Here is a 12,259-nt window from a genome sequence, read left to right as displayed (position 1 = left end):
AAGCCTGCTACGTACTTGCTCATGAATTTTGTCCTGCAATAGACAGTATGCTTGCCCACCGACACTTTGGACTCCGATAGCCCTCAAGTGTGGACAGTCTCAGTGCTTAAGTTCTTGGTGCAGTTTCCTGCGTTGCTTCTAGGATAACCCTATCCGAACAGGTGTTCGAAATTCAACACGGCATGTTCGAAGATCCAGTGCCGGGACTTTCGAACGGAGTCGCTACGATTCCTTCGGCTCGATATCCACGCCAAGCCAGCGTTCGGCCGGAATGTCTTGCGCCTTGCACAGGGCTTCCCAAATCTGCTTGGGCTTGATGCCCTTGTCCAGCGCCTGCGCGGCGGTAAGGCTGCCAAGTTCGGTAAGGGCCATGGAATCGGCCAGCACGTGGGAGTACCGCGCGCCGAACTCGTTTTCCATGTTGCGCCAGAAATCGCTGATTTTCACCTAATTATTCTCCCACGCATAGGCAAGGAGCCCACGCATTTCGCGCAGGCTCCTTGCACGGCTGCCGGCAGTCTCGATTACTGAGTGGCGGTAGCCCTAAAAAATTTGGTTCTAGACCGAGGCCAATGGCTTGTTGCCGCTCTTGGCCGCAAACTCGTTGGCCATATCCGTAGGGACGGTATCCGGGATAGCAATGCCCTCTGCCAGGGCAACGCGCTCGGATACTTCACGGAGCATCAGGGACAACGGGATTTCCAGCGCCACGCAGATCGAGGAGAGCAGCTCCGAAGAGGCTTCCTTCTGGCCACGCTCAACCTCGGACAGGTAGCCAAGGGAAACACGTGCGCTATGCGAAACCTCGCGAAGGGTACGTCCCTGGCGCTGACGGACGTCGCGCAGAACATCGCCGATTTCATGACGGAGTACTACCATTTTGTGCTCCTCCTTCTCGGGCTGGACCATATGGGCTTCTCCCATATCGCGCCAACGGACGACACCATTGACAGTTACGGGTTGCTTGACCATGAATTTAGCCTCTGCTCCTAGGTCCATCTCGAAGATCTAATCAAATACGGGGGCCATCCTTGCGGCCCTGCAATTCGTACAACGACAGGTCATACGATTTTGTTCCCGTACATTCACCCTAATCACTTAAATGCGACCTACGCCACATATGCCGTGATTTTTGCGTAACATCTCGGGAAGAAGAGTATTTCGCGTCTTACTGTGAAGAAGCTTTATCCAAGATGGCAGCGAACTGGTGAAGTGCCGCCAAGGTGCTCTGCTCGCGGATCTGTGCCCGGTCTCCCACGAAGTGGTGGACTTCGGATCCCGAGTCAGCGCCCATGGCCCACCCAATATACACGGTTCCCACCGCCTTGCCATCGTGCGGGTCCGGTCCAGCGACCCCGGTTGCAGAAATCGCCGCGTCTGCACCGCAGGCACGCTGCGCCCCTACGGCCATCTGCCGGGCAACCTCGGGATCCACCGATCCGTTGGAGGCAAGCAGCATCTCGTCGACGCCCAGCAGCGATGACTTCACCGCCGAGGAATAGCTGACAACTCCCCCGCGCAGCACCGCCGAGGCGCCGGGCACCTCGGCCAGGCGCGCGGCAATCATGCCAGCGGTCAGCGATTCGGCCGTAGCCAGCTGCACATCGCCTTCAATGGCCTTGGCGATCACCTCGGGTGCCTGGGGCTTCATGGTGCCGGCCCTACTTCTGCTTCTTGGCCGCGGCTGCCAGCTGGCCGGCCTTGACCAGGTATTCCAGTCCGGTGACCACGGTGACGGCCAGGGTCAGCAGCATCAGGTACCACGCCACGGTGCCCAGCCAGTCAATGGTGTGGGTGTAGGGCAGCAGGTACAGGCCGATCACGATGGCCTGCAACACGGTCTTGATCTTGCCGCCCATATTCGCGGCAATCACGCCGTAGCGGATGACCACCACGCGCAGCAAGGTGATGCCCCATTCGCGCGCCAGGATCACGATGGTGACCCACCAAGGCAGCTCGGCCAGGATCGAGAAGCAAACCAGCGCCGAACCGGTGAGCAGCTTGTCGGCGATCGGGTCCGCGATCTTGCCGAAGTTGGTTACCAGCCCGCGGCTGCGCGCCAGGTCCCCGTCGAGCTTGTCGGTGTACATGGCCACCACGAAAAGTCCCAGCGCGACCCAGCGCCACAGGCCTTGCTCGTGGTTATCGGCCATCAAGGACCAGACGAAGAAAGGCACCATGATGATGCGGATGGTAGTGAGCACGTTGGCGATATTCAGCGTCGGTACCGGTGGCTGGGCACTGCGGCCAGCTTGCTCGCTCATGGGTTTCAGTTTCTTCCTGTCAGGTCCCAGGCGTCTTCGCCAGGTTCGTCGGAGCCATCGAAGTAGTCGACGGCTTGCGGGCGATCTTCCAGATCCTTGGCAACCAGGTCCTCGGCATAGTCGGTGACCGGCTCGGCGTGGTTCACGTTGGCTTCGGCCACCAGCGCGGCCTCGGTGGCCGACGGGGTGCTGGTCGCCGGGTCATCGCCGCGCATCGCGGCCAGGACCATGGGCAGGTCATCGGGCTGGATCAGCACATCGCGGGCCTTGGAGCCCTCGGAAGGGCCGACCACGCCCCGCGATTCCATCAGGTCCATCAGGCGTCCGGCCTTGGCGAAGCCCACGCGCAGCTTGCGCTGCAGCATCGAGGTGGAGCCGAACTGGCTGGTGACCACGAGCTCGGTAGCCTGCAGCAGCAGATCCAGATCGTCTCCGATGTCCTCATCGATCTGCTTCTTCTTCTCGGCAGCCGGGATCACGTCTTCCCGGTACTCGGGCTTCAGCTGGCTCTTGACGTGCTCGACCACGCGGTGGATTTCGGATTCGGTCACCCAGGCGCCCTGCACGCGCATCGGCTTGGAGGTGCCCATCGGCAGGAACAGGGCGTCGCCCTGGCCCAGCAGCTTCTCGGCCCCGGGCTGGTCCAGGACCACACGGGAGTCGGTGACCGATGAGGTCGCGAAGGCCATGCGCGAGGGCACGTTGGCCTTGATCAAGCCGGTGACCACATCCACCGAGGGGCGCTGGGTGGCCAGCACCAAGTGGATGCCGGCGGCACGCGCCAGCTGGGTGATGCGCACGATCGACTCTTCGACATCGCGCGGGGCGACCATCATCAAGTCGGCGAGCTCATCGACGATCACCAGCAGGTACGGGTAGGGCTTGAGCACGCGCTTGGAACCCTCCGGAGGGTGCACCTTGCCGGCCTTGACCGCCTTGTTGAAGTCGTCGATGTGCTTGAAACCGAAGTTGGCCAGATCGTCGTAGCGGGTGTCCATTTCGCGGACCACCCAGCCCAGTGCCTCGGCGGCCTTCTTCGGGTTGGTGATGATCGGGGTGATCAGGTGCGGCACGCCTTCGTAGGCGGTCAGCTCCACGCGCTTGGGGTCGACCATGACCATGCGCACCTCGTCCGGGGTGGAGCGCATCAGGATCGAGGTGATCATCGAGTTCACGAACGAGGACTTGCCCGCGCCGGTGGCGCCTGCCACCAGCAGGTGCGGCATCTTGGCCAGGTTGGCCACGACGAAGCCGCCTTCCACGTCCTTGCCCACGCCCATCACCATCGGGTGCTCGGTCTTGCGGGCATTGGAGCTGCGCAGCACATCGCCCAGCGCCACGACTTCCTTGTCGGTGTTCGGGATCTCGATGCCGATGGCGGACTTGCCCGGAATCGGCGAGAGGATGCGCACATCCGAGGAAGCCACCGCATAGGAGATGTTCTTGGACAGCGCGGTGACCTTCTCCACCTTGGTGCCCGGGGCCAGCTCGATCTCGTAGCGGGTCACCGTGGGCCCGCGGGAGAACCCGGTGACCTTGGCGTCGACCTTGAATTGCTGCAGGGTGTTGGTCAGCGCATCGACTACCACCTGGTTGGCCTCGGATGCTTCCTTGGCCGGCGGGCCGGCAGGAAGGTAGTGCTCCTCGGGCAGGGTGTAGGTGACATCGCCGGAGAGCTGCAGCTGCTCGCTGCGCGCGGGGATCGGCGCCTGCGGGGATGCGGCGAGCCCGGCGGCGCGCGAGGAGACCTGGTCCATCGCGGAGGTGGTGGCCTCGGGCTCGGCCTTCAGCCCGATATTGGCCATGATCTCGGCCATCTCGGATTCGGCCTTGGTCGGGCGCTTGACCCCGGGCGGAGGACCGGAGGGCTTCGGGATGGCCACCGTGGCGGTGTCTTCCTGGGCCGGGGCGGCGGCGGACTCGAAGTCCGGGCGGGCGATGGCCTGGGTGGCGGCCTCGTCGGCGTCGAAGATCTTGCCGGAGTTGCGGTTGACGGCAGGCATCGCGCCGGTGGACTGCTCGGCAGGATCATCCTGGCCGATGACCGCCTTGTCGTAGGCGACATCGCCGGGGCGTTCAGCGTGCTCGCCGCCGTCCACGTCGTAGACCTCGGTGACCTTGCGGGCGGCCGCGGCCCGGCGTTCGAAGAAGCCGGGCTTCTTCTTCCTGGCAGCGGGGGCCGGAGCCTCGTCCTGCGGGTAGAGGTAGGACTGGTCATGGTCCTCGCCGGCTGGATCAAGTTCCACTGCGGCCGTGGGGCGGGCGGCACGGGGTGCGTCCGGGTCCTGGCCGAGCAGGCGGTTGTAGCCCGAACGCACGCGCGAAGGGATCTGCGTAAATGGCGTGGCGGTGACGATCAGGATGGACATGACCACCAGGAAGATGAACACGGCCATGGCGCCCGGGACCGAGATCAGCAGGCCCAGCGGGGTGCCCAGGATGGAACCGGCCATGCCGCCGGCATTCCAGAGGGCCTGGAAATCGTCGGAGACCGCTGGCGAGCCGTTGGCCAGCGAGGCGATGGAGGAGCCGGAGAGCGTCATGATCAGCAGGCCGATGCCGATGCGGTTGTTCGCGGTGACCGCCTCCGGGTAGCGGAAGAGCCGGAAGGCGCCGATGAACAAGATCACCGGCAGCAGCACGGCCATGAAGCCCAGGGTGCCGCCGGCGACCGCGTGCACGCCGGTGCCGAACCAGCCCGCATCGCGCAGGCCCCACCATTCGATGATCGCGACGATCATCGAGATCAGCGCGAGGAACAGTCCGGTGCCGTCGCGGCGCAGCTCGTAGTCAGGCTTGACGGTTCCGCCGATGCGGCGGAATGCGCCGCCGAAGATCCGGGCAATGCCCATCCACACGCTGCGTATTGCGCGCAGCGGCAGGGCGAGTTCCGCATCCGGGTTCTCGGGCGTTTTCTTGGAGGACGAGGAGCCAGGCGCCTTGGGTTTGCGCGCCGCGGTCTTCTTCGTCCCCTGAGACTGGGTACGTGGGGCCATACTCCAAGGGTATCGCCCCCGGCTGGATGCACCCCGAATTTACACGTCTGCACGGGATGCGCCAGCAGCTAGATAATCGTCACGTGGCGCCCGGGAACTATTGCGAGTACTCGATCACCAAGGTGTAGCGGCCATTGCCTCCCAGGCAGGCGTGGCTGCCGACTTCGTACCCGGACGCCTTGAAGGCATCCACCGTGGCGGTTTCCATCATGGCGCAGGTAGCGGCGCTGGAGACCTCTTGGGTGTAGGTCGTGCCGCTGGCGTGGGCCCCCGGGATTCCGGCCAGCCCCACCGCCCCGGCCAGCAGGCCGGCCACGGCGCCTGCGGCGAGATGGCTCTTGAACTTCATTTGCACTCCTGGTCTGCTTTCGTGCCGGGCGCTTGGGCCAAGCGCCCGCTTCCCAAGGTGCCACAGCACGCCCTGCACTGCCAGCGGCGTCCAGCCAAGATCCAGCCAGCGCCTGGCCGCGGAGCCCGGATGGCCTCAGCCGCGGGCCGCGCAGCGGTTGAGCCCAGCCAGGATAGCGAAGCCCGAGGCAAAGCACACTGCCAGGAACCCCAGGGCCGTGCCTAGGAACGGGGCCGGATCGATTTCGCCCCAGCCCAGCGCGGCTATGGCCAACGCCGGAAGCAGTGCCGCGAGGACCGCGCCGATTCCGGCAGCGGCCGATTGCCTGGCTGCCGTGGCCGGCTGGTTCCCCATGGCCTGGATTTCAATGGCCGCATACGCACCGCTGCAGCAGATCAGGCCCACCACCACTCCTGCGAGCGCGCCGTAGGCCAAGGGCAGGCCGAGATCACCCAGACCGCTGCCATAGCCGTCCCCGCGGATCGGCCAGAACATCCAGAGCACCGCCAGCGCACCGAGCGCCATGCCCACCCCTGCAGCGATCGCGAACATGCTTCGGGTCATCGAGGCCACGGTCCTTGAAGTTTTCCCATTCATGGCTACAGCCTAGGACGACTAGGCAATATTTGCTACTGCCTCCGGGGTCAGCTGCCAGTTGGCCTCCGTTCGCTGCCGGGAGGCCAGGCCGCCGCTAGGAGAAGTCCAGGCCGAGCAATGCGTTCTCGGTGACCTCCGGCAAGGCCGGGTGGATCCAGTACTGCTGCGTGGCGACCTCGCGCACATCCAGCCCGAAGGCCATCACCGTAATCATCTGCTGGATCAGCGTTGAAGCCTGCGGTCCCATGTAGTGCGCGCCCAGCAGCTTGCCGGTTTCCCGGTCAGCGATGAGCTTGGCGATACCGGTGCTGTCTTCCATGGCCCAGCCGTAGGCCACATCCCCGTACTTCTGCACCTTGGCGGTAATGTCATGGCCTGCCTCGCGGGCTTCGTCCTCGGTCATGCCGACGTAGGCGATCTGCGGGTGGGTGAAGACCGCCGCCGGCACGTGCTCATGGGGCATCTGCTTCATGTTCTGCGGGTTCAGCAAGTTATGGCGTACCGCGCGCATTTCCGCGTTGGCCACATGCTTGAGCAGGAAGGGCGAGGAAATATCGCCCAGCGCCCAGATGCCCTCGGCAGATGTCGAACGGCCGTACTCATCCACGCTGACCCGGCCGTCCTCGGAGTCGATGCCGGCACGGTCCAGATCCAGCTGGTCGCCATTGGGGATGCGCCCCGTGGCCACAAGCAGCACTTCTGCACTGGCGGTGGAGCCGTCATCCAGGGTCAGTGCTACCCCGTCGGGCTCCTGCACGGCACTGATCACGGTCCTGCCCTTGCGAACGTCATAGCGTTCTGCGGCCATCTGGTTGAATGGCTCGCGCAGATCGGCATCCAGCTGGCGCATGAGTTCGGAGCGGGCCAGGATGGTGACCTTGGTGCCCAGTGCTTCGAAAACGTGGGCGAACTCCATGGCAATGTAGCCGCCGCCGATGATCACGATGGACTTGGGCTGGCGGGCCAAGCGCATGATGTCTTCGTTGGTGTGGAAGGCCACGCCCGAATCGATGATTTCCTGCGGAATGAAGGGGCGTGAACCGGCGGCCAGGACAATCTGGTCCGCGCTGATGGTCTTGGTTTCTGCTCCCTGCCCGGTACGCAGCGTGCGCTCGCCGACAAAACGCGCGTGCTGGTCGTAGACGTCGATATTCGGCGTCTGCCCGCCACGGCGGTAGTCCTCGCCGCCCTGGGCAATGGGATCGATGCGCTTGCCGAAGACCCGGCTGACGATGCCTGGCCAGTCCACGGAATTGACCTGCGCCTCGATTCCCAGCCGTGCCGCTTGCCTGGTTTCCAGGGCCACGTCTGCGGCGTAGACATACATCTTGGTCGGGATGCAGCCGACGTTCAGGCAGGTACCGCCGAAAGCGCCCTTCTCGATGATGGCAATGGATTTTCCATCGAATTCTGGACCGGGGATGGAGTTGCCCGAACCGGTGCCGAGGATGATCAGATCGTAGTGCTTGTCAGCCTCGAATGCGGCGGAAGACGTCATGGCAGGGATACCTTTCACGGTCAATGCTGGGGCCCGGCAGGCAGGCGCTTGGCCATTGCTTGCCTACCGGGCAGGCTATCATCCGGGCACTGAACTGCCACTATGTTGCAGTGCTGGCTCATCTGCCAGGCTGAAGACCAGTTGCACGATGCCGTTCACGAGCACCGGCTGCGCATGGATCCCGTAGACCTGCAGCAGAAGTTCAGGTTTCAGCACCTCCTGGGGCGTCCCCGAAGCGATGACCCCGCCGTTGGCCAGCATGACCAGCTTGCTGCAGTAGCGGGCGGCCAGGTTCAAATCGTGCAGCACCACCACCGTGGTGGTTCCCAGTTCCCCGACCATGCGCAGCAGCTCATGCTGGTAGCGGATATCCAGGTGGTTGGTGGGTTCATCCAGTAGCAAGTGCTCGGCCTGCTGGGCCAATGTCCGGGCAACCAGCACGCGCTGCTTTTCGCCGCCGGACAGGGTCGAGTAGCGGCGGTCGGCCAAGTGCCGGGCGCCGACCCGGGACAATGCCGAGGCAACTGCCTGGTGGTCCTCGCGGGCAAAGGCGGCCAGCGCCTTGCGGTGCGGAGCCCTGCCCAGGAGCACCATTTCGGCGACACTGACCGGCAGCTCGGTGGGCGTTTCCTGGGCCACGACGGCAATCCTGCGAGCAAGGTCGTTGCCGCGCAGCTCTGTGACGGGGCGCTCGTCCACGAGCACCAGTCCTGCCGTGGGCCGCAGCGCCGCATAGAGCGTGCGCAGCAGGGTGGATTTGCCGCTGCCGTTGGGGCCGATCAGCCCCACGACTTCCCCGGGACCCGCCTGCAGCCCTGCCGATTCAATGACCAGCTTTCCGCCATAGCCCACGGAAATATCTGTAGCAGTAATCATGGTTCTTGCCTTCTTCCAGGTCCTTGGTTCCTATTGGGCCGCATTGAGCTTGCGAACCAACGCGAACAGCAGCGGGGCGCCGAGCAATGCGGTGACGATTCCCAGGGGCAATTCCTGCGGCGCCATCGCCGTCCGGGCCAGCACATCGGCCCAGACCAGGAAGATCGCGCCGAGCAGGGCGGCTACCGGAATCAAGGTTCGGTGCGTGGAGCCGACGCACAGCCGGGCTACGTGCGGAATCACCAGCCCGACGAATCCGATGCCGCCGGAGGACGCAACCAGCGCGCCCACGCACACCGCGGTCACCACCATGACGGCCGCACGCAGCTTCGCCGGAGATATTCCCAGCGCTTGCGCGGTGCCATCGCCGATGGCCAGCGCGTCCAGCGGCCGCGACCAATAGGCCAGCAGCGTGGCGGTCCCGAGCACCACGATCCAGGTGATCATTGCCGATTGCCCGGTCGCCTGCGCCAGTGAACCCAGCGTCCAGAAAAGCACCGAACGGCCCGCATTGGGATCATCCGAAGCGAAGATCAGCAGCGAGGTGAGCGCGTGCAGCACATAGCCCACGGACACCCCGGCCAGCACCAGCCGGGTGGACGTCATCTCCGAACCGACCCGCGCCAGCAGGTAGACGAAGATCCCGGCGGCCAGCGCGCCGGCAAAGGCGCTGGTGGCCAGCGAGGCCGTGCCGATGCCGGCCGTGGCGCCGAAGAGGATCGCGGCCGCCGAGAGCGTGGAGGCCCCGGAGGTCACGCCCAGCAGGTAGGGCTCGGCCAGGATGTTGCGGGTCAGCGCCTGCAGCGCCACCCCGGCCAGGGCCAGCCCGGCCCCGACGGCGGCACCCAGCAGCACCCGCGGCACGCGCAGCAACAGGACGATGGACTGGTCCGAGGCGCTGAATGCACCAGGTGCGGGCATCCCGGAAAGGTGCGCCTTGAGGATCTGCAGCACGGTGCCCGGCTCGATGGACACCGGGCCGAGCCCTACGGCCACCGGCAAGGTGGCCACGAGTACGGCCAGCAGCCCGGCGATCCACAGCCACGTGTGCCGGGCCCGCCGGTCATGGTCCAGGTCATCGCCGGCGCAGGCCAGCGGTTCCCGGGGTTCTCGCAATGCAGGTTCCAACGGGGTCATGGTTGCCTTTCGGGGGTTTCGCCAATGGAATCGGTGCGCAGGCTCAGTGCCGCAGCCAGCGCAATCAGGGTCAATGCGCCAAGCACGGCAGCGGCGGTCAGGTAGCCGGCGGCGCCCAGCGCCGCTCCGGAGGCTGCTGTGCCCAGGAACAGGCCCAGGGACATGCCGGCCGCGTTCAGGCTCAGCGCGGTGCCGCGCACCTGCGTGCAACGGCTCACCAGCAGGCTCATCACGGCGGCCGAGACCACCGCGTGGCTGGCCGAAAGCACCGCCGTGCCGGCCACCGCCAGCGGCAGCACCGGTGAGAGGTAGACGCCGAACAGCGCCACCAGCGAAATGCCCAGGCTGAAAACCATCACCGCACGGGTGCGCCGCTGCGAATCCCCGGCGTTGAGCATCCGCCCGGCCAGCAGGTGCCCCAGGAAGAAGGCCCCGCCGCTGACCGACCAGATGAACGCGAACCAGCTGGCGGTCAGCGCGAACTTCTCCGCGTACAGCGGGGCCAGGAAGGCCAGGTGCCCCATGAAGGCGCCGGCGCGGCCGAAGGAGACCAGCAGCAGCGCCCGGGCTCCGGGCACGCCGGCCAGGGTGCGGAAGGCAGCCAGGTAGCCCAGCCGGGCTGGAGCCGGAGCCGGGTCTGCCGCGCAGTGCCCGGCGCCGCGGCGGCCGTAGCGCAGCACCGCCGGGATCAGGGCGATGCTGATGGCGGCGATGGCGACCAGGTTTCCCTGCCAGCCCCAGAACATCGCCGGCAGCACCAGCAGCGGCGCGCCGATCGTGGAGGCCAGGGTCTGGGCCGTCATCACCAAGGTGGCTGCCCGGCCCGCGGCCGGGGTGGTGCCGAAGCGGTCCGCGGCCGCGGTGGACAGCGCCGGGTAGAGCAGCGCGTTGGACACCCCGGTGGCCAGGCAGAAAACTGCCAGTGCCGCCAGGCCCGAGAAGGTCCCCGCGATGGCGGCGGCGCCCATCAGCCCCAGCGCCGCGGCGGCCACGGTGCCCGGGGCGATGCGCCCGATCAGCGGGGCCAGCGCAACCCCGGCGAGCACCGCGCCGACGCCGGCCAGCCCGCGCAGGGTGCCGGTTTCGGCATAGCCGGCCCCGGCCCAGTCGGCGATGGGCACCAGGAAGGTGCTCAGCACCGTGAAGGGCAGCAGGCCCAGCGCCGAGGCCAGCAGCGCCGGCCAGATCTCGGCGATGATGCGCCGTTCGCTGGGCAGCTGCTGCGCTGTTTCGACTTCTGGCTGGCTCATGCCGCACTCCCGATTCCGGCGCTGATCATGGCCAGGTCCTCGGCGAAATCCTGCACCGCGAAGGCCGGCGAGCAGCCCTGGCCCTCCCGGGCCGAGGCCGCTTGCATCAGGGCGTCTTCGTAGACGGCGAGCAGCGCGTCGATCATCGGGCAGGCCACGGCCAGTTCCCGGGCCAGGCCGGCGATGATCCTGGTGCGGTAGTAGTCTTCCTTGGGCATCCGCGGCACATCCCACTGGCCCTGGTCATTGCGGAAGACCGGGCGGAAGGCGATGGCCGAGAAGTCGAAGTAGCGGCCCTGCGCGTCGGGTTGCGAGAAGGGGTCGATGAGCAGCGAGGCGTAGCGCACGTAGAGCAGGTACTCCTGCTCGATGGCCGGCAGCTGCTCGAAGCTGGCCGCTTTCCCCGGGTCGATGCTCTGGGGGTGCACCGGATACCCGTCATCGAGCATGAAGGCCAGCAGGTTGACCGGCTGGCCGCCCAGTGCGGCGGTGATGGCCGACAGTTCCCGCCAGGCCTCGGCCATGGAGTGGATCAGCGCCGGGGTGACCGGGCCTTCGGGATAGAGCTTGTAGACGTACTGGACGGGCGGGGCGGGAGCGAAGACCGCGCGCAGCGCCAGCTCGTTGAAGAACAGGGCCGGATGCACGTACAGCGACATGTTCCGCGCCTCGGCTTCAACCGGCGATCCCGCCAGCTGCACTTCGGTGCCGGCCGCGGCATGCACCGCACGCAGCCGCTGCAGCGCGGGCGTGGCCCCGCCAGTGGAGCCGGCGTAGATGCGGGCCTTGGCGCCGGCGGTCAGCACCAGCGCTCCGCCGGTTCCCTCCACCTGCCGGGTGTCCCCCAGATAGCTGGAGAAGCTGATGATTTCCGGGTCGGCGCCGCTGCGGCGGGCGAATTCGCGCACCAGTGCCGCCGAGCCCAGCGTGGGCGAGAGCAGCACGATCCGCGCCAGCGATGCGAGCACCCCCGGCGGCAGTTCGCGCAGCACCGGCAGGTAGGCGTCGGCGGTGGCCGCCAGTACCAGGGTGTCCCAGCCGCCGCGCACCTGCTGGTAGCCGCGGTAGCGGTGCTCGATGCGCACCTGCCCGGCCAGTGCGGCATGGGAGGGGTTTTGCACCTGGACGCGGGCGGTGCCGGCGTTGGCCTCCAGCGCGTCGAAGAAGGCGGCGCAGCGCTGCGAGGCGCGCCCGGCAATGCCCAGTTCCCCGGGCAGCGCCCCGAGCAGCACGGCGCTTTGCACCGCAACCGGTCCGGTTCCGGCAATGAGGATATTTCCCAGTTCATCCAT

Annotated in this window: 12 protein-coding genes; all 12 read right to left on the bottom strand. The window is 66.3% G+C overall.

Translation table 11 applies throughout. The features are described from left to right. Window positions 1-222: 222 nt before the first annotated feature. Window positions 223-447 (bottom strand): DUF3046 domain-containing protein, encoded by a 225-nt coding sequence (locus tag M2368_RS08725; protein ID WP_105658168.1) that lies wholly within the window; start codon window positions 445-447, stop codon window positions 223-225. Window positions 448-558: 111 nt separating this feature from the next. Then, window positions 559-972 (bottom strand): helix-turn-helix domain-containing protein, encoded by a 414-nt coding sequence (locus M2368_RS08720; protein ID WP_105658240.1) that lies wholly within the window; start codon window positions 970-972, stop codon window positions 559-561. Between the two features lie 196 nt (window positions 973-1,168). Next, window positions 1,169-1,651, bottom strand: coding sequence for a CinA family protein (locus M2368_RS08715; protein ID WP_105661877.1), 483 nt, complete (start codon window positions 1,649-1,651; stop codon window positions 1,169-1,171). Between the two features lie 10 nt (window positions 1,652-1,661). Next, window positions 1,662-2,264: a CDP-diacylglycerol--glycerol-3-phosphate 3-phosphatidyltransferase gene (gene pgsA, locus M2368_RS08710; RefSeq protein WP_402735590.1), complete on the bottom strand. Its 603-nt coding sequence runs from the start codon at window positions 2,262-2,264 to the stop codon at window positions 1,662-1,664. A gap of 5 nt (window positions 2,265-2,269) precedes the next feature. Further along, on the bottom strand, window positions 2,270-5,260 hold the full coding sequence (locus M2368_RS08705) for an FtsK/SpoIIIE family DNA translocase (protein WP_332498702.1): 2,991 nt from the start codon (window positions 5,258-5,260) through the stop codon (window positions 2,270-2,272). 97 nt (window positions 5,261-5,357) lie between these two features. Beyond that, entirely contained in the window at window positions 5,358-5,609 is a 252-nt protein-coding gene (locus tag M2368_RS08700; protein ID WP_498724350.1) for a hypothetical protein, read from the bottom strand. A 135-nt stretch (window positions 5,610-5,744) separates the two neighbouring features. Continuing rightward, the gene (locus tag M2368_RS08695) at window positions 5,745-6,206 is read right to left on the bottom strand and encodes a hypothetical protein (protein ID WP_498724349.1); all 462 of its coding nucleotides are present in this window, start codon (window positions 6,204-6,206) and stop codon (window positions 5,745-5,747) included. A 94-nt stretch (window positions 6,207-6,300) separates the two neighbouring features. Continuing rightward, window positions 6,301-7,704, bottom strand: coding sequence for a mycothione reductase (mtr, locus tag M2368_RS08690; protein WP_498724348.1), 1,404 nt, complete (start codon window positions 7,702-7,704; stop codon window positions 6,301-6,303). A gap of 78 nt (window positions 7,705-7,782) precedes the next feature. Next, on the bottom strand, window positions 7,783-8,580 hold the full coding sequence (locus tag M2368_RS08685; RefSeq protein WP_402735586.1) for an ABC transporter ATP-binding protein: 798 nt from the start codon (window positions 8,578-8,580) through the stop codon (window positions 7,783-7,785). 30 nt (window positions 8,581-8,610) lie between these two features. Beyond that, a complete protein-coding gene (locus tag M2368_RS08680) occupies window positions 8,611-9,717 on the bottom strand; it encodes a FecCD family ABC transporter permease (RefSeq protein WP_498724347.1) in 1,107 nt (368 codons plus the stop codon). Beyond that, window positions 9,714-10,967 (bottom strand): MFS transporter, encoded by a 1,254-nt coding sequence (locus M2368_RS08675; RefSeq protein WP_133832964.1) that lies wholly within the window; start codon window positions 10,965-10,967, stop codon window positions 9,714-9,716. The genes M2368_RS08680 and M2368_RS08675 overlap by 4 nt, the downstream gene beginning before the upstream one ends. Further along, complete coding sequence (locus tag M2368_RS08670) at window positions 10,964-12,259, bottom strand: opine metallophore biosynthesis dehydrogenase (protein WP_133832965.1); 1,296 nt, start codon at window positions 12,257-12,259, stop codon at window positions 10,964-10,966. The genes M2368_RS08675 and M2368_RS08670 overlap by 4 nt, the downstream gene beginning before the upstream one ends.

It is taken from the genome of Arthrobacter sp. JUb119, from assembly GCF_024807995.1.
In the GTDB taxonomy this organism is placed as follows: Bacteria; Actinomycetota; Actinomycetes; order Actinomycetales; family Micrococcaceae; genus Glutamicibacter.
Note: the sequence above shows the minus strand (reverse complement) of the source record. Positions and strands in the feature narration are given on the sequence as shown.